Origin of the sequence: Brevibacterium antiquum, assembly GCF_016107655.1 — a bacterium.
Classification (GTDB): Bacteria; Actinomycetota; Actinomycetes; order Actinomycetales; family Brevibacteriaceae; genus Brevibacterium; species Brevibacterium antiquum.
Genome location: NZ_JABASX010000011.1, coordinates 107,505 through 123,932 on the forward strand (window position 1 = coordinate 107,505; position 16,428 = coordinate 123,932).

Genomic DNA, 16,428 nt, shown 5'->3' on the forward strand with positions numbered 1-16,428 from the left:
GGTTCTGCCGGCAGTGCCGGAGTCTGGTTCAAGCTATGGGAACCACGTGCGTGGCTGCCCGGGATCGGAGACCCGAGAGGGTCTCACCTGCCCTTGAGCTTGCCCAGAAGCTTGCGGGCTTTGGCGCGATCTCCGCCGGTGAGGACCTGGTCCTCCGCAACGCGACGCTTACGGGCCGAGGACTTGCCCTCGAACTTGTGCTGGTTGTTCACGCCTTCACGCATGATCTTGCCAGTACCCGTCACACGCATGCGCTTCTTGGTGCTGCTGTTCGTCTTCTGCTTCGGCATCGAGCCGTTCTCCTTTGCATTTCGTTGTCGGTGGCGACCACCGCCAACTACTTCACACGCTGAAACCGTTCAGGCTCCAGCGAATCGGTACTTACTTCTCACGCGTCGGGCGCTGCGTGCTTCTCTGCAGCGACGCGATCACGTCGGGATTTCACCTCGGCGACGTTGCCCTTGGCATCTGATGATGCCTTGCGGGCCTCGGCCTTGGCGTCGGATTTTGACTTATGTGGGCCAATGACCATCACCATGTTGCGTCCGTCGACCCGTGGTGAGGATTCGACGGTGCCCAGGTCCGACACATCTTCGGCCAGGCGGTTGAGCAGCTTGATGCCCATTTCGGGGCGAGACTGTTCACGTCCGCGGAACATGATCATGACTTTGACCTTGTCGCCACCGGCCAGGAAGCGGGTCACATGCCCCTTCTTGGTCTCGTAGTCGTGTTCATCGATCTTGAGACGGAAGCGGATCTCTTTCAGCGCAGTGTTCGCCTGGTTCTTGCGGGCTTCTCTGGCCTTCTGAGCAGATTCGTATTTGAATTTCCCGTAGTCCATGAGTTTGGCTACGGGAGGTTTTGCCTGCGGTGCAACCTCGACCAAGTCGAGGTCTGCCTCGCGAGCGAGGTCGAGTGCCTTGCGAATGGCAACGATACCGACCTGTTCACCGTTGGGTCCGACCAACCGGACCTCGGGAACCCGAATCCGGTCATTGATGCGCGTCTCGCTGATGTGTTCACTCCTTTTTAGCTCAAATGATGTCGTGGCAATAGAAAAGGCTCCCATTGACCACATGCCAAGGGAGCCTGCACACACATCAGAGCAACGGAATTGAAACCGCAGCACATCAAGTGAATACACCTCGATCTGAAACCTTCTGCCTCAGGCTTGCACCCGGGCTGTCGATCATCAGATCATTGGACCCGATCGCTCTACACGATCAAGGTGGGAGTCAGACCCCGCTTCGCACCACGATTCAGTGTACTACGCTTCATGACTCTTCGCACATCGAGGTCGATCGTGCAATCGCCGGGTCAATCATATGTCAAGCTAGTCCCATGAGTTCTGAAGATTCTGTACCCGCCGAGGCGGTTGCCGATGTCACTCGTGATATCGCCGAAGTACCAGCCGTCGAGGTCATTACATCAGCAGCTGTGCACCTGATGTCCGCCGCCGCCGTCAAATGCGGACTGGCCGAAGACTCCCCCGAAGCTCCGGCAGCAGAGCTGCAGGATCTCGACGAGGCGCGCAAGCTCATCACCGCCCTGGCCGGCCTGGTCACCGGAGCCGCCACCGTCATCGGCGACCACCATGCTCGTCCCCTGCGCGACGGCCTGCGCAGCCTCCAACTGGCCTTCCGCGAAGCCTCGGCCATTCAGGACGAGCCCGGACAGGGCCCCGGCGAGAAGTTCACGGGCCCCGTTCGCTGACACAAGCCTTGCTGAGTGCCGGCAGTCTCGTCGTGCACCATTCATATGACTCTTCACATCCGCTGCGGCTCTCGACCATTGATCGGGGGCCGCTTCTGTCATGTCAGTGCCGAGTGAGACCATCGTTGCATGCCTCCCGTTGAACTGCCGTACGTGAGTGCCAAGGAGTTGCAGGACTACTTCGGCACCACGTTCTACGAGCGCGGGCGCAGTTATGCCAACAAGGGAATGGTCGGGCAGGCCACCTGGGACCCAGAGGTCATGACTCTTCGGGCGGATGTCTCCGGCACCGCGGCACACGATTACACAAGCACTGTTCGGCTGGAGCGGCACAATCCCACAGCCAAATCATTCACCGTGATCTCCTCGATGTGCACCTGCCCAGTGGGCGGAGACTGCAAACACGTGGTGGCTGCGCTGATGGCGGCGTCGATCCGGCAGGTGGCACCCTTCGGTTCAACGGCGCTGCACGATCCTGACCAGCGCCGCTCCCCCGACGACGCCGACTGGCGCAGCGCCCACGTGCGCGCTGCGCGCACGAGCCCCCGAGGCCGGGCTCCTGATGGCAGCACCCCGTCATCGCAGAGTCGAAGAGAATCCGACTGGAAGTCGCTACTGTCAGGGTTCTCCGCTGACCGAGTCGACGATTCGGTATGGGCCTCCGGTCCCGGCGGCACTCTGGTCGGCAGCGCACCGACTCGCCTTGCCCTCGGCTTCGAGATCTCCGAGCTGAGACGCACGGGCTTCGGGAACTTCGAAACCCACCCCATCAGACGACCCGAGCTCTCCGGTCGCACAAACCTCGTCGTCACCCTGAGACCACTGATGGAAGGCGCGCGCCGCAATTGGATCAAGGGGAACGTGTCGTGGTCCAACATCGCCAACAACTCAAACACTCGTGCATATGCACAGGGGCAGGCAGCCTGGTTTGCACAGCTCTACGGCCTGTCCGCCATCAGCTCGAATCACCTGATCACGAATGACGACTCGGTCGTCCTTGACTGGTTCACTTCGCCCTTGCTCTGGCATCTCTTCGATCAGGCGAGGCCACTGGGCATCGAACTCGTCGGCACCAGCCGCGGATTCTCGATTCGCCGAGGCGAGGAAGGGTCGACCGAATGTGATGTAGTTGCGGTCGCGGACGGGCTCGAGGCCCGCTCCCTGGTCACGATTGACGGAGAGTCGTTCGACCAGGGCTTCTGCGGCCCGATCGATGACCATGGCTTCTACGGAATCTCGACCTCCGGCGGGTTGTCCATCGTCCTTGCCCCAGCTGAGGCAAGGACGAATCATGATGTGGTTCAGATGCTGCGTCGGTGGGAACCGATCACCATCACCGATGGTCAGATCCGTGACTTCTTCACTGATTTCTATCCCACGCTCGCCTACGCCACCACCGTCGTCTCCTCCGACGATTCGGTGGCCCTGCCTGTGCTCGTGCCTCCCGATCTCGCGCTCACCGTCACGTACGGTGACCATGGCGCGCACCTCACCTGGGAGTGGCATTACTACCACCCGGTGCAGACATTCCCGGTCCGCCGCGGGCCGCTGGCCGATCGCAACCGGAGCATCGAGCACGAAGACGATGTGCTGGAGAAACTGAGCACCACCGTTGCTGCAACCGCGATGCCGCTGACACTGCCGAGCGAGGTTCGCCGGGCGGACACCGTGGGCCTCGACGACCTGCAGACAGCAGTTCTCGTCGACAAACTGCTGCCGGCCCTGAGTGACATCGACCATCTCGAGGTGCATGAGGTCGGTAATCGTCCGGACTATCGAGAAGTCACCGATGCGCCCCTGGTCGCGATGTCGACCGACGAAGCCGAGGACAGCGACTGGTTCGACATCCGCTTTGACATCACGATCGCCGGACAGCAGGTGCGCTTCGCCGACCTCTTCGTCGCCTTGGCGCAGGGTGCTGCGATGATCGTTCTGCCCGACGGCGCCTACTTCTCACTCGACGCACCCTTCTTCGACAAGTTTCGACAAATGCTCGCCGACTCCGATGTCATCGCGGACTGGAAGCCGGAATCACCCCGCCTGTCCCGATATCACATGGATCTGTGGGCCGAATTCAACGAGCTCGTCGACGAATCCGCTGCCGCGACCTCATGGCGGCGCTCGGTCGAAGCCCTCAGCCACCTCGGCGAGATTCCAGCTCTCGACGTGCCCGAAGGGATCGACGCCACACTGCGGCCCTATCAGCAGGAGGGGTTCAGTTGGCTGGCAGCACTGTGGTCGAGCGGACTCGGCGGCATCCTGGCCGACGACATGGGCCTGGGCAAGACGCTGCAGGCACTGAGCCTGTTCACTCACGTCAAGAACACGAACAAGAACGCCGCTCCCATCCTCGTCGTCGCACCCACCTCGGTGATGTCGACCTGGCGAGCCGAGGCGGAGAAGTTCGCACCTGGTCTGCGAGTCGCCACGATCTCGGCCACAGAGAAGAAGCGGAAGACCACCCTGGCCGAGGAGATCGAGGAGGCGGACCTCGTCATCACCTCCTACGCCATTCTGCGCCTCGACGCACTGGCCTTCAGATCGATCGTGTGGGACACGTTCGTCCTCGATGAGGCACAGTTCGTCAAGAACAGGACCGCCAAGGTCCATACTGCGGCAAAGGCGATCCAGGCCCGGTTCCGCCTGGCCATCACCGGCACACCGATGGAGAACTCGCTGACGGACCTGTGGTCGCTGTATTCGATCACCTCACCAGGGTTGCTTCCGGGCTTCGAGAAATTCCGGCGCGAGATCGTCTCCCCGATCGAGTCTGGCGAGGCCCCGGAGGGGATGGCCCTGCTGCGCCGGCGGATTCGACCATTCATGAAGCGGCGGAACAAAGAACTAGTCGCTGCCGACCTGCCGCCGAAGCAGGAACAGGTTCTCAGCGTCGAACTCAGCACCAAGCACAGGGAGCTGTACAACACGGTTCTGCAGAAAGAGAGGAAGAAGCTCCTCGGTCTCATCAACGACATGGATCGCAACCGCTTCGCGATCTTCCGCTCGCTGACGCTCCTGCGCATGTTGGCCATCGACCCGTATCTCATCGATGCGAAATATGAAGACATCGGATCGAGCAAACTCAGCGCTCTCTTCTCCCACCTTGACGACATCGTTGCCGAGGGGCACCGGACCATCATCTTCAGCCAGTTCACCTCGTTCCTCACCAGAGTCGGTGAACAACTCGAGCATCGCAATATCAATTACGCCTACCTCGACGGTTCCACCCGGAGTCGCGGCGCAGTCATCGAGGACTTCAGGGCCGGGGACGCACCCGTTTTCCTCATCAGCCTCAAGGCCGGTGGGTTCGGCCTGACACTGACGGAAGCGGACTACGTCTTCCTCCTCGATCCCTGGTGGAACCCGGCGGTCGAGGCTCAGGCAGTCGACCGCGCACACCGAATCGGGCAGACGAAGAACGTCATGGTCTATCGGATGGTCTCGGAGAAGACGATTGAGGAGAAGGTGCTGGCGCTTCAGGAGAGGAAGGCACAGCTCTTCGACTCCCTCGTCAATGAGGGTGAGGGCTTCTCATCAGCGATCACGGGTGAGGACATCCGCGGTCTTCTCGACGGATAAGCAGCTCGTCGTCACCGGTCCGTACTCTCACTCAGTACCCGAGCGTCGACACGAGCCCCTGCATCAGTTCGTCTTCGACCAGTTCGATCCCGGGGCCGAACTGTCCGAATCGCAGGGCGTTGATGAGGCCGATGATCGCGGCCCACACGGTCACAGTGCGCATGATCACCTGATCGTCTGGCTCCAGTCCCAGTTCTCGCAGTCCTTCACGCAGCGGGTCCAATGCATGAGCCGGCGGTACCTGAGAGTTGGAGGTCTGATGCGGAGAGGACTGTGAGAGCAGGGTCGTCAGCGTCACCATGATCCTGGTCCCAGGCACCACTGTCTCGTCACGCGGTGCCTGGTAGTCAGGAATGGGCGTGCCATAGATGAGCGCCCACCGGTTGGGATGCCTCCGCGACCAAGACAGCATCGTCACGCCGACGGTGAGAACAGATGTGTCATGTTCGAGAGCCTCATCCACGTCATCGGCGATCGAGGTGAATGCGTCGCGAATGAGTATGGTCAGCAGTTCGTCGCGGTTCTTCACATACCGGTAAATGGCGCTTGAGACGATTCCGAGTTCCCGTGCGATGGCCCGAAGCGAGACTCCATCGAGACCGTCGTCATCAAGCATTCGGTTCCCGATCCGGGTGATCTGCGCTTCGGTTTCCAGCCGGGCCCGCTGGCGCGGAGTCGAGTTCGTCATGCCTTCACCCTAGAACGAGAGAGCAAAGATAACAATAGCGAGCAGTGCTCTTGAATTGCACAGCCGATCGTCCTATTCTGATGTTAGAGAGCAGTGCTCTCATTCATTGAAGGACTCGACGGTCCGCACGGCATCACGAAACTGCGAAGGACAACCATCATGAAATCTGCACTCGTCATCGGCTATGGACAGATCGGCAGCGAGATCGCCTCCCAGCTCACGGCGGCGGGAGTACACGTTGCAGTGGCAACCCGTTCGGCTCCAGTTGCCGTCCCGGTTACCGCCACAGCCGGCCCAGGATCGGCAGAACCCACGTACGCCAACCAAGCCAACCGAGCCGACCACGCCAACCGAGCCAACCGAGCCGACCACGCCACTATCGCCCGTGTTCGCGCCGACGCATCCGACCCTGCGCAGCTGCTCGAAGCCGCTGCAGGCAGCGATGTCATCTTCGCCTGCGTTCATGCTCCCTATGACAGCCGAGTCTGGGCACAGGTTCTACCGCAGCTGGAGAAGACGATCATGGATGTCGCCGCGGAACTGGGCATTCCGGTCATCTTCCCCGAATCGGTCTACGCGTTCGTCGGCCTCACCAGCCCGGTGACGGAGTCTTCGCCATTTGCACCTGTTGAAGAGAAGGGACGGATCAGACAGCAGCTCATGGAGGCGAGGCTGGAACACCCGGCCACCTCGGCGAGCATCATTGCCGGTGATCTGCTCGGCCGGAGCGCGCAGCCGATGTCCTCTGTAGTGAAGATGTGCATCACCGATCCGATTTCCAAGGGTCGTCGGGCCCGTGTGCCCGCACGCTCCGATGTCCCCCACGGCATCACCGTGATCGAAGACCTCGCTGCCGCGATGATCCGTGCGGGACAGCTGCTCGAAGACGTCCCCACCGGGACGCATCGCCTCCTCATCGCTCCCTCGTCGAATCCGACTCTCGCCGAGATTGCGAAGTTCACTCACGAGCATCTGGGCACCAGGCCGAAGAGTCCGCTCTCCCTCCCCCGCTGGACGACTCGCGTTGCAGGGATCGTCGAACGCTCGATGTACGAGCTCAACCAACTCTCTCCGATCTGGTACTCCCCCTGCGTGATCGAGACCGCAGGGTTCGCTGAGGATCTCGGCACAACCGACTGGCGTGAGGGCGTGAGGCAGATGCTGTGACGCCACCTCGACATGGAAACTGGTGCGCCGAACCCGGACGGTCCGGCCCTCACAGTCGTCCTACTTGAGGAAGATGCCGTTGCCGGGGCCCAGCGGTAGGTCGAAGAAGAACCAGATCGCCAGCAGCGCAGCCCAGGCCAGCCAGAATGGGATGACGAACGGGACCATCCTCGAGATGATCGTCCCGAGCCCGGCATTGGGTTCATACCGGCGCACGAGGCCCAGCAGCACGATCATGTACGGGTTGAGTGGGGTGATGACCTGGGTGGCCGAGTCGCCGACGCGGAACCCGGCTTGAATGAAGGCCGGCTCGTAGCCGAGCAGCGCGAACAGCGGGACGAACACCGCGGCCATGAGCGTCCACATCGAGGAGCCGGAGACGATGAAGAGGTTGAGCAGGCTGGCCAGCAGCATGAAGCCGAGGACAGCGGCGAATCCGGTGAGTCCGATGGCTTCGAGACCGGAGGCGCCGGCCACGGCGATCCAGGATCCGATCCCTGTCCAGTTGAACAGGGCGATGAACTGGCCGAGGATGAAGGCGAGGATGAGGAATGACATCATGTCGATGATCGACTGGCTCATCATCCGCACGAGATCGTTCATCGACCGCACGGTACGCACGACGAAGCCGTAGACCACGCCCATGAGCATGAAGTAGGCGAAGACGATGAAGACGATCGACGACAGCAGGGGCGACTTCGGCAGGAAGCCGCCGTCCTCGTTGCGCCAGGGTGAGTCGGGGATGAGCACGGCGAAGAGCACCACCGCCGTGAGCATCAGTGCTGAGGCCAGGGACCATACCAGGCCCCGCTTCTCTTCGGGTTCGAGTTCGGCCTTGACCTCCTTCTGTGATTCCTCGACCTCTTCGGCGGACACGGAGTTCTCGCCGTAGGGGTTGTCCTTGGCCTGATATTCCTTGGCCAGGCCCGATCCCTTGGCATCCGCGTATTCGCGCGGAACGCCTTTGCGAACCATGTTCGGTTCGATGAGCTTGTCGATGATGAAACCGGCGATGACTGCCAGCACGATCGAGGCGACGATGTTGAAGAAGTAGTTCGACACCGGGTTGACGGCCGAATAGTCGGTGTCGGGCAATGTCCCCATCACCGAGGTGGTGATGCCGGCGAAGAGTGCATCGAGGCTGGTCGGCACGATCGAGGTCGAATACCCGGCCCCGGTGGCGGCGAATCCGCCGATGAGCCCGGCCATCGGGTGCCGCCCGGCGGCCTTGAACACGAGCGCAGCCAGGGGCGGGATGATGATGAAGGCCGAATCGGCCATGATCGACCCGACCACGCCGACGAAGCCGACGGCATAGGGCAGCAGCCAGCGCGGGCTCTTGCCGAAGGCGATTCGCACGGCTGCGGCGAGCATGCCCGATTTCTCGGCCACGCCCACCGCCAGGAGGATCGGGAGCACGGTGGCCAAGGGTGGGAACCCGATGTAGTTCTCCCCCATCGTCGTCGTCAGCCACGACATGCCTTCCCCGGTGAACAGTCCCTTGATCGCCACGGTCTCGTCGCTGCCGGGAATCGAGACCGACACGTCGGCGATGGCCATGCCCGTTGAGATCGCTCCGGTGATGAGGAACAGTCCGAGGAAGAGGGTGAACGGCTCCGGCAGTTTGTTCCCGAGCCGTTCGATCCCATCCAGCAGACGTTGGCCGATACCGACTTTCGCTGATGTCGTCGTTGACATGTGTCTTCCTTTATCTGGTTGACGTCGTTAAGTATCTAGTTGAAGTAGTGCTCCACGTCGACCGCTCCTCCGTCGCGCTCGAATTCCGCTACCACCTCGGCGGCCAGTCCGTCGTCGACGAGGAAGTCCAAGGCCGTACACGCCAGCCCATATCCGGCGTCATGGGCGGCGTCTTCGGCGGCAGGTGTGATCGAGGCTGCCGCGAACTCGCGGGTGTGCAGCGCCACCTCGGCGTCGGCGGTCTTGATGAGTGGGTGGATGCCGGGTATCCGGTAGGAGACATTGCCGAAGTCGGTCGACGCTGCGATTGACTCATCGAGCACCCCACCGGGCAACGGTGTTCGCCCCTGCGTCTCCTCGTGCACGGCCCAGCGCTGTGTGAGAGCTGAGTTCGAGCGCACCGGAAGGGAGGGCGGATGCTCATCCCAATCCACCTCCGCTCCGGTGCCGGTCATAAGTGCCGCTCCCTTCGCCGCCTCCTCGACCCTGTCCGAAAGCTCCTTGAGCGTCTCGGGGAACTTCGACCGGACATAGCACTGCACTGTGGCGGCTTCCGTGATGATCGAGGGCCGGGTTCCGCCGTCAGCGATGACGGCGTGCAGACGGGAGATCGGCGGCATCTGCTGGCGAATCAGGCCGAGGCCCTGGTAGAAGAGGTTCGCCGCGTCAAGTGCGTTGCGGCCCATGAACGGCTGTGCCGAGGCGTGGGCGGCGATCCCAGAGTAGTTGACGGTCAGCAGGCGCCTGCCCAACCACACCTGGTCCGCGCAGTCGTACCCGTAGCCGTGGACCATGATGGCTGCATCGATCCCCTCGAATGCTCCACCGCGGGCCATGACCTCTTTGCCCGAGTGGCCCTCTTCCGCGGGAGTCCCGAGCAGCACCACGGTGCCGGGGACAGCGCTGGGGTCCTGTTCCCAGAGGGCATGCAGGGCGAGGAATGCTCCGACCCCTGAGGCGGCTATGAGATTGTGCCCGCAGGCATGACCGATCTCAGGCAGTGCGTCGTATTCAGCGAGGATCGCGATCGTGCGTCCCTGCCCGGAACCTGTGGTCGCGCGCAGGGTGGTCTCGACGCCGAAGAGCCCGGTCTCGACCTCGATGCCCCGTGAGCGCAGCAATGAGGCGATGGCGTTCACGGATTCGTATTCGACGAACGCGGTCTCTGCCAATGAGTGGATGGTGTGCAGCAGTGTGTCGAGATCAGACCGGGCCGCTGCGAGACCCGCGGCGATGCCTGCAGTGCTCGACTCTGGAGCCCCATTGAACCCGGAACTCCACTCGCCTGCTCGCTCGCTGCGGGCTTGAGTCTCGGCGGCGATCTGGTCGAGATAGCTCGCGTTTGGGACGGTCGGATGGCTCAGATCGCGAATCTCACTCATGGAGAACAAGCATAGGAGACATCGGGCAAGTGCACATGCCTCTTCCCTATATTCGGGACTCGATCGGAAGGATCGGGCGCGCTGCGAGTCGGGAGTCTACGACTCGGCGATCTGGAGAGCCAGCGAGTCCACTTTCTCGACGATCGTCTCGTCGGCGGCCAGAGCCTGTTGGAATCGTGTCATCTCCTCGGCGGGCACCTGAGAGCGCACCCCGAGTCGAATGCCGACCTCGGGTCCTTCGACATGGACTCGGGCACTGCCGGGGCTCAGGCTGATCTGGGACAGCCAAGGAAAATCCTCGGCGATCGCGACCAGCGCCTGCCCCACCTCGGCGTCGGCCCAAGCCGGCGTCCAGGACTGTCCCTGGGCGAAGGCGAACATGGCCGGACGCCGGAGCAGAAAGGGCTGAGAAGTACCCGGGTCGAGGACGATGATCTGGGAGCCGGCCTCGATCGCTCCGAGCACCAGGCGCTCGGATTCTATGGGCACCGGTCGGGCGTCACTGTGCCAGGCTGTCAGCGGCGGGATCGAGCAGAAGCCGGGGGTGCATTCGCGCCCGTCCTCGGCCTGAAGCCGAACCATCGCCATCTCCGAGGCGTTGTCGACCATGTGACCGTGCTCGCCGACTTCATGTTCGGTCGCGACCGGGACGATCGGCGCATACAGCCTGGCACCCGCCAGCGCTTGGACGACGTCGAGATGGGCCTGAGGTTCCAACGGTTCCCTGTTGACCCGTCCGAGCGCTTCCAGCAGACCCGTGTCGGCCAGACCTGAGTCGCCCGAGAACGGGTTGGGTTTGAGCTCTCGGCCTTCCCATGGCTGACCGGCCGAGTCGAATGTCACTTCTTCAGCCTCCGGCGACTTCGAGAGCTTCTTCCAAGGTGAACTTTCCGGCGTACAGGGCCTTGCCCACGATCGCCGAGTCCACGCCGAAGGGAACCAGCTCGCGCAGGTTCCGCAGATCCTCAAGGCTGGAGACGCCGCCCGAGGCCACGATCGGCTTATCAGTCTTCTCCGCCATCGACTTCAGCAGCTCCACATTGGGTCCCTGCAGAGTGCCGTCCTTGCGGACGTCGGTGACGACGTAACGGGCGCAGCCTGCCTTCTCAAGAGTCGAGAGAACCTCGTAGAGATCTCCCCCGTCCTGGGTCCAGCCGCGGGCGGCGAGAGTTGTTCCGCGCACATCGAGCCCGATGGCGACCTGATCGCCGAAACGCGAGATCATATCGGCGGTCCACTCCGGGTTCTCCAACGCGGCAGTCCCGATGTTCACCCGCTCAGCACCAGTGTCCAGAGCCCGTTCGAGGCTCTCGGTGTCGCGGATGCCGCCGGAGAGCTCGACCTTGATGCCGACAGCCTTGACGACCTGGTTGAGCAGGTCTGAGTTCGATCCGCGACCGAATGCAGCGTCGAGGTCGACGAGGTGGATCCACTCCGCTCCCCGGCTTTCGAAGTCCTGGGCGGCGTCGATGGGGGAACCGTAGTCGGTTTCGGTTCCGGCTTCGCCCTGGACGAGGCGCACGGCTTTGCCGTCGGCGACGTCTACGGCCGGCAGGAGTACGAGTTTGTTGGGGGTTTGAGTCATTGTGACCTTTCTCAAGAGGCTCTGGAGACTGAGCTGGAGGAACCGGAGTGTGTGGAACTGGAGCGTATGGACAATGCTAGTGGGCTGCCTCGCGGCCCTGGGGGAAGGAGCCGAGCCAGTTGCGCAGCAGACGCGCACCCGCATCGGATGACTTCTCGGGGTGGAACTGTGCTGCCCAGGTGGTGCCGTCCTCGACTGCCGCGATGAAGCTACTGCCATGGGTTGCTGTGGTCACCATGGTGTTCGGTGGAGTGTCGGTTGCCGCATATGAGTGGACGAAGTAGAAGCGCTCTTCGGCGACACCGTCGAACATCTGTGAGGTTGTCGGTGCACTGACCTGTGACCATCCCATGTGCGGCACGACCGGAGCCTCGAGTGCTGTGACGGCGCCGGGCCAGAGTCCGATGCCTTCCGTCTTCACTCTGTGTTCTTCCCCGCGGGCGAAGAACACCTGCAGCCCGACGCAGATGCCGAGCAGAGGCCGCTGGCTTTCGTGCCACGAGCGGATGAGGTCGTCCCCGCCGATTCGCTTCAGTCCGGCCATCACTGCCGAGTAAGCCCCGACACCGGGAACGAGCAATCCGTCTGCACCATCGATGATGGCACGGTCTGCTGTGAGCACGACTTCGGCACCGGCCGCCTCCACTGCGCGAACGGCCGAACGAACGTTGCCCGCGCCGTAGTCCAAGACAGCGACCGTGCTCATCTCTTCGCTCCCTTGGTGAGGACGCTGTAGATCCTCCAGAGGGAGAAGCCGAGGACGATCGCGCCGAAGACAGCGACCACCCAGGCCATGGTGTTTCCGCTGAGCCCGATCGTGATGCCGAAGGCGGTGATGAGCCCGGCGAGGACCGCTACGACGATCCACAGCAGCGCAGTCCGGGCCACGGCGGCCCGACCTGGAGACATCGTGGCGGCGCTGGCCTGCAGCTTCGTCATCGAGGAGGTGGGTATGCTGCCCTCGACTTCGTCGGCTGACACGATTTCGAGCAGGAGCTGCTCGAGGACGTCTGGAAGGTTCTTCAGCGCCAGACCTGCCGGAACATCCGATTCGCGGGCACCGTGGCGGTAGTGACCGGCGTCGATCTGCTCCTCACTGCGGGCCAGGAGGAGGACCTCGTGCTTGCCGGAGAGTTTCGAGATCGCTGCGGCCGCCTCGTTGCCTGTCTGGACATCCGTGTCGGCCAAGACGATACCGGTGAAATCACCGATGGGAACGATTGTCCCCTTGATGTTCGACAGCACGCAGGCTGCGGCCAGCTGCTCGGCGACTCCGAACGGAGTCACGACGACGGTGGTGCTCACAGGACTCCCTTGGTGCTGGGTACCGAGCTGTTGCGCTCATCGGGCTCGACTGCTTCCCGCAGAGCGCGGGCGAAGGCTTTGAACTCGGCTTCGGCGATGTGGTGCGGATCCCGGCCGCGCAGCAGGTCGAGGTGCACGGTGAGACCGGCATGGAAAGCAATGGATTCGAGGGAGTGCGAGGTCATCGATCCCGTGAAGTGTCCGCCGATGAGGTGGTATTGCTGACCCTCGGGTTCTCCTTCGTGCACGAAGTACGGGCGACCGGCCACGTCGACGACGCAGCGGGCCAGAGCCTCGTCCAATGGAACGGCGGCCAGTCCGTAGCGGCGGATGCCGGACTTGTCGCCCAGTGCTTCGCTCAATGCCTGGCCCAGGACGATTGAGGTGTCCTCAACCGTGTGGTGGACGTCGATGTGCGTATCGCCGTCGGCTTTGATCTCCATGTCGATGAGTGAGTGCTTCGACAGTGCTGTGAGCATGTGGTCGAAGAAGGGAACACTCGTCGAAATGTCGGACTGGCCGGTTCCGTCGAGGTTGATCGAAACGGTGACCGAGGATTCCGAGGTCGTACGGGAGCGTTGTGCCTGCCTCATGAATGGCCTTTCGTAGGAAGGGTGGGGGCCGTCTGAGGACCATTGTCCCCTGACTCGAGCGAAGTGGTGCGACTCAGCGTGCGCATCTCAAGGCCGGGATCTCAGTTCGATTCCAGTAGAATACCGGGGTCTTCGGCCAGGATCTCGTCGACTGCGGTGAGGAACGCGGTGGTCTCCTCGTCTGTGCCTGCATTGACCCGAGCATGGTGGTCGATGCCGATGTCACGGATGAGAATTCCGCGGTCCAGGAGCTTCTGCCACAGTTCATGTGGTGAGGCGATGTTGCCGAAGAGGACGAAGTTCGAATCGCTGGGATAGACACTGAACCCGACGTTGCTCAGGTGGTCCGAGATTCGGTCGCGAGCGTCGATGAGCCGGTCCACGTTCTCCAGGAGGACGTCTGCGTGTTCCAAAGCGGTGCAGGCCAGCACCTGAGTGATTTCCGATAGGTGGTAGGGCAGACGCACCAGGCGCAGGACGTCAATGAGATCCGGGGCCGCGATCGCATACCCTAGGCGCAGCCCTGCGCAGGCGAAGGCCTTGCTCATCGTCCGCGATACGACCAGACGGGGACGACCTTCCAGAAGCGTCATCGCCGAGGCTTGTGCGGGCCTGGAGAATTCGGCGTAGGCCTCATCGACGATGACGATGCCCGAGCAGTTGTCGTACGCCGCTTCGATGACGTCGAGACCGATCGATGTTCCTGTCGGATTATTCGGTGTGCACAAGAAGACGATGTCTGGATCGGCTTCAGCAACCTCGGCGCCGACGGTCTCTGCATCAAGGGTGAAGTCATCCTTGCGCGCCGATGACTGCCAGGTGGCACCGGTGCCCGTGGTGATCAGTGGGTGCATGGAGTAGCTGGGAGTGAACCCGAGGACCGTGCGACCCGGTCCTCCGAATGCCTGCACGATATGGGAGAGGACCTCGTTCGATCCGTTCGCCGCCCAGATCATGTCGGGGCTGAGTCCGACGGTCTGACCGGCTCGGTCGTTGACTCCGTGCAGGTAGGTGACCAGATGTTCGCGCAGCTCCTCGAACTCACGGTCGGGGTAGCGGTTGAGCCCGGCGAAGTGATCGTCGACGGCCGACCGCATGCTTTCGACGACCACGTCCGGAATCGGATAGGCGTTCTCGTTGACGTTCAGCTGCACCGGCACATCCAGGTGCGGAGCCCCGTAGGGCTTGAGGCCGACTAGGTCCGAACGCACTGGCAAAGACTCGTTATTTCCCACCGCATCAGTCTAGCGTTGGGGCACATCCAGGGTCTGACCCGGGTGCACCACAGGCGAGGACAGATGGTTGATCTCCACGATCTCGGAAACGACATCGCGAGTGTCGCGTTCGATTCCGAGGTTCGACGCGACGGCCCACAGCGACTCGCCTTCGCCGACGACGACCGCCTCGGTGTCGATGCCGATGTCTTCGGTCTCTGCTCCGGCGGCGGCCGAGAACGACTGCGTGGCGACGAAGAATGCTCCGCCGATGATGACGAGAGCGCACACCATGGTCCGAAGCAGGCGCATCGCCTGGCGTCCACGAGTGGTGAAACGCAGTTCCTGGTTCTGTGCAGACATCGCTTAACCTCTTCCCTTCGTACGATTCCACCCGTAATAGGTAGAACGTCTGTTCTATTCAACATGCCAATCGAACATATGTCCAGTCCAACTCGAACATTTATGCGACAATGAGAGAGAACCAGCGTTGTTGATTGATCTGAAAGAACCATCTCAGGCGGCACTGACACGAGAATTCTCGACGTGAGGATCCAGCGGTGAGGTCGGCAGGAATAGAACGAAGGGGAACGAGCAATGGTTCAGAACAAACGAGGCAGGGGCCGTCCCCGCAATGAGGACGTCGCCAGCGAGATCGCGGCCGCCCGCAGCGATGACGAGGACGTCTCGATTCCGGAAGGCTCCACCGGCGAGGGCGATTTTCGTCTGACCCCGCGACAGCGGTTGGTCCTCGAGACCATCGAACGCGCAGTCGTCACCAACGGCTACCCGCCGAGCATGCGTGAGATCGGCAAAGCGGCCGGACTCGCCTCACTCTCCAGCGTGGCCCACCAACTCTCTCAGCTCGAACGCCTCGGCTATGTCCGCCGAGACCCGAAGCGCCCGCGTGCCATCGAAGTCGTCAATCCCTTCGAAGAGGAAGAAGCTGAGCGCGCCAAGTACGAGGAGCTGGCCAACAACACCGTCCAGGTTCCTGTCGTCGGTCGCATCGCCGCGGGCGGGCCCATTCTGGCCGAACAGGAGATCGACGACGTCTTCTCTCTGCCGACGCAGGTCGTGGGCTCGGGTGACATGTTCCTGCTCAAGGTCGTCGGTGACTCGATGATCGAGGCAGCCATCTGTCACGATGACTGGGTGGTCGTGCGCAAACAGCACACCGCCGACAACGGTCAGATCGTCGCGGCGCTGCTCGATGGCGAAGCAACCGTGAAGACCCTCAAGCGCAAGGCCGGGCAGCAGTGGCTGCTCCCCCACAACAAGGACTACGAACCGATCGACGGCACCTATGCCCAGATCATGGGTCTCGTCGTCTCGGTCATTCGGCGCCTCTGACATGATCGCCTGAGTCTGATGACCCTCAGGTCTTCCGACCGCTGAAGTTCCAACGCACTGTGCCCCGTCCGATCTCGGACGGGGCACAGTGCTGTTCGATGAGGCGGAGTGCTATCGGACGGGGCCGAGTGCTGTCGGACGGGGCTCAGCG

Annotated in this window: 16 protein-coding genes; 4 read left to right on the forward strand and 12 right to left on the reverse strand. The window is 62.4% G+C overall.

Features of this window, described 5'->3' with window-relative positions; genetic code table 11:
* Positions 1-83: 83 nt before the first annotated feature.
* Together rpmI and infC are read right to left on the reverse strand one after the other, a co-directional pair.
* Positions 84-290, reverse strand: a complete 207-nt coding sequence (gene rpmI, locus JFC13_RS17050; protein WP_198398249.1) for a 50S ribosomal protein L35 — start codon at positions 288-290, stop codon at positions 84-86.
* Positions 291-388: 98 nt separating this feature from the next.
* On the reverse strand, positions 389-1,069 hold the full coding sequence (gene infC / locus JFC13_RS17055) for a translation initiation factor IF-3 (protein WP_198398250.1): 681 nt from the start codon (positions 1,067-1,069) through the stop codon (positions 389-391).
* A gap of 272 nt (positions 1,070-1,341) precedes the next feature.
* Between infC and JFC13_RS17060 the strand changes: the two genes are divergently transcribed.
* Together JFC13_RS17060 and JFC13_RS17065 are read left to right on the forward strand one after the other, a co-directional pair.
* On the forward strand, positions 1,342-1,713 hold the full coding sequence (locus JFC13_RS17060) for a DUF1844 domain-containing protein (protein ID WP_198398251.1): 372 nt from the start codon (positions 1,342-1,344) through the stop codon (positions 1,711-1,713).
* Between the two features lie 129 nt (positions 1,714-1,842).
* Entirely contained in the window at positions 1,843-5,292 is a 3,450-nt protein-coding gene (locus JFC13_RS17065; protein ID WP_198398252.1) for a DEAD/DEAH box helicase, read from the forward strand.
* Between the two features lie 31 nt (positions 5,293-5,323).
* Here JFC13_RS17065 and JFC13_RS17070 read toward each other — a convergent pair whose 3' ends face one another.
* Positions 5,324-5,980: a TetR/AcrR family transcriptional regulator gene (locus JFC13_RS17070; RefSeq protein WP_198398253.1), complete on the reverse strand. Its 657-nt coding sequence runs from the start codon at positions 5,978-5,980 to the stop codon at positions 5,324-5,326.
* 159 nt (positions 5,981-6,139) lie between these two features.
* On the opposite strand from JFC13_RS17070, the gene JFC13_RS17075 reads away from it, so the two are divergent.
* Positions 6,140-7,147, forward strand: a complete 1,008-nt coding sequence (locus JFC13_RS17075) for an NmrA family NAD(P)-binding protein (RefSeq protein WP_198398254.1) — start codon at positions 6,140-6,142, stop codon at positions 7,145-7,147.
* 60 nt (positions 7,148-7,207) lie between these two features.
* Here the strand turns inward: JFC13_RS17075 and JFC13_RS17080 are convergent, their stop codons facing one another.
* The 9 genes from JFC13_RS17080 to JFC13_RS17120 form a co-directional block, all read right to left on the reverse strand.
* Positions 7,208-8,845, reverse strand: a complete 1,638-nt coding sequence (locus JFC13_RS17080; RefSeq protein WP_198398255.1) for an AbgT family transporter — start codon at positions 8,843-8,845, stop codon at positions 7,208-7,210.
* A gap of 35 nt (positions 8,846-8,880) precedes the next feature.
* On the reverse strand, positions 8,881-10,227 hold the full coding sequence (locus JFC13_RS17085) for a M20 family metallopeptidase (RefSeq protein ID WP_198398256.1): 1,347 nt from the start codon (positions 10,225-10,227) through the stop codon (positions 8,881-8,883).
* Between the two features lie 96 nt (positions 10,228-10,323).
* The gene (locus JFC13_RS17090) at positions 10,324-11,070 is read right to left on the reverse strand and encodes an SseB family protein (protein WP_198398257.1); all 747 of its coding nucleotides are present in this window, start codon (positions 11,068-11,070) and stop codon (positions 10,324-10,326) included.
* A 4-nt stretch (positions 11,071-11,074) separates the two neighbouring features.
* Positions 11,075-11,812: a bifunctional 1-(5-phosphoribosyl)-5-((5-phosphoribosylamino)methylideneamino)imidazole-4-carboxamide isomerase/phosphoribosylanthranilate isomerase PriA gene (gene priA / locus JFC13_RS17095; RefSeq protein WP_198398258.1), complete on the reverse strand. Its 738-nt coding sequence runs from the start codon at positions 11,810-11,812 to the stop codon at positions 11,075-11,077.
* A gap of 76 nt (positions 11,813-11,888) precedes the next feature.
* The gene (gene hisH / locus JFC13_RS17100; protein ID WP_198398259.1) at positions 11,889-12,518 is read right to left on the reverse strand and encodes an imidazole glycerol phosphate synthase subunit HisH; all 630 of its coding nucleotides are present in this window, start codon (positions 12,516-12,518) and stop codon (positions 11,889-11,891) included.
* On the reverse strand, positions 12,515-13,117 hold the full coding sequence (locus JFC13_RS17105; RefSeq protein WP_198398260.1) for a hypothetical protein: 603 nt from the start codon (positions 13,115-13,117) through the stop codon (positions 12,515-12,517). The genes hisH and JFC13_RS17105 overlap by 4 nt, the downstream gene beginning before the upstream one ends.
* On the reverse strand, positions 13,114-13,710 hold the full coding sequence (hisB, locus tag JFC13_RS17110; protein ID WP_143922560.1) for an imidazoleglycerol-phosphate dehydratase HisB: 597 nt from the start codon (positions 13,708-13,710) through the stop codon (positions 13,114-13,116). The genes JFC13_RS17105 and hisB overlap by 4 nt, the downstream gene beginning before the upstream one ends.
* Positions 13,711-13,811: 101 nt before the next feature.
* A complete protein-coding gene (locus JFC13_RS17115; RefSeq protein ID WP_198398261.1) occupies positions 13,812-14,945 on the reverse strand; it encodes a histidinol-phosphate transaminase in 1,134 nt (377 codons plus the stop codon).
* A gap of 9 nt (positions 14,946-14,954) precedes the next feature.
* A complete protein-coding gene (locus tag JFC13_RS17120) occupies positions 14,955-15,287 on the reverse strand; it encodes a LysM peptidoglycan-binding domain-containing protein (protein ID WP_198398262.1) in 333 nt (110 codons plus the stop codon).
* A gap of 234 nt (positions 15,288-15,521) precedes the next feature.
* Here JFC13_RS17120 and lexA point away from each other — a divergent pair, with 234 nt between their 5' ends.
* Positions 15,522-16,277 (forward strand): transcriptional repressor LexA, encoded by a 756-nt coding sequence (lexA, locus tag JFC13_RS17125; protein ID WP_198398263.1) that lies wholly within the window; start codon positions 15,522-15,524, stop codon positions 16,275-16,277.
* Positions 16,278-16,428: the final 151 nt, after the last annotated feature.

Coding starts and splice junctions, on each gene's coding strand:
- priA (WP_198398258.1), bottom strand. CDS start 11,812: ATGACTCAAACCCCCAACAAACTCGTACTCCTGCCGGCCGTAGACGTC.
- JFC13_RS17080 (WP_198398255.1), bottom strand. CDS start 8,845: ATGTCAACGACGACATCAGCGAAAGTCGGTATCGGCCAACGTCTGCTG.
- lexA (WP_198398263.1), top strand. CDS start 15,522: ATGGTTCAGAACAAACGAGGCAGGGGCCGTCCCCGCAATGAGGACGTC.
- JFC13_RS17070 (WP_198398253.1), bottom strand. CDS start 5,980: ATGACGAACTCGACTCCGCGCCAGCGGGCCCGGCTGGAAACCGAAGCG.
- JFC13_RS17075 (WP_198398254.1), top strand. CDS start 6,140: ATGAAATCTGCACTCGTCATCGGCTATGGACAGATCGGCAGCGAGATC.
- infC (WP_198398250.1), bottom strand. CDS start 1,069: ATGGGAGCCTTTTCTATTGCCACGACATCATTTGAGCTAAAAAGGAGT.
- JFC13_RS17065 (WP_198398252.1), top strand. CDS start 1,843: ATGCCTCCCGTTGAACTGCCGTACGTGAGTGCCAAGGAGTTGCAGGAC.
- JFC13_RS17060 (WP_198398251.1), top strand. CDS start 1,342: ATGAGTTCTGAAGATTCTGTACCCGCCGAGGCGGTTGCCGATGTCACT.
- hisH (WP_198398259.1), bottom strand. CDS start 12,518: ATGAGCACGGTCGCTGTCTTGGACTACGGCGCGGGCAACGTTCGTTCG.
- rpmI (WP_198398249.1), bottom strand. CDS start 290: ATGCCGAAGCAGAAGACGAACAGCAGCACCAAGAAGCGCATGCGTGTG.
- hisB (WP_143922560.1), bottom strand. CDS start 13,710: ATGAGGCAGGCACAACGCTCCCGTACGACCTCGGAATCCTCGGTCACC.
- JFC13_RS17085 (WP_198398256.1), bottom strand. CDS start 10,227: ATGAGTGAGATTCGCGATCTGAGCCATCCGACCGTCCCAAACGCGAGC.
- JFC13_RS17120 (WP_198398262.1), bottom strand. CDS start 15,287: ATGTCTGCACAGAACCAGGAACTGCGTTTCACCACTCGTGGACGCCAG.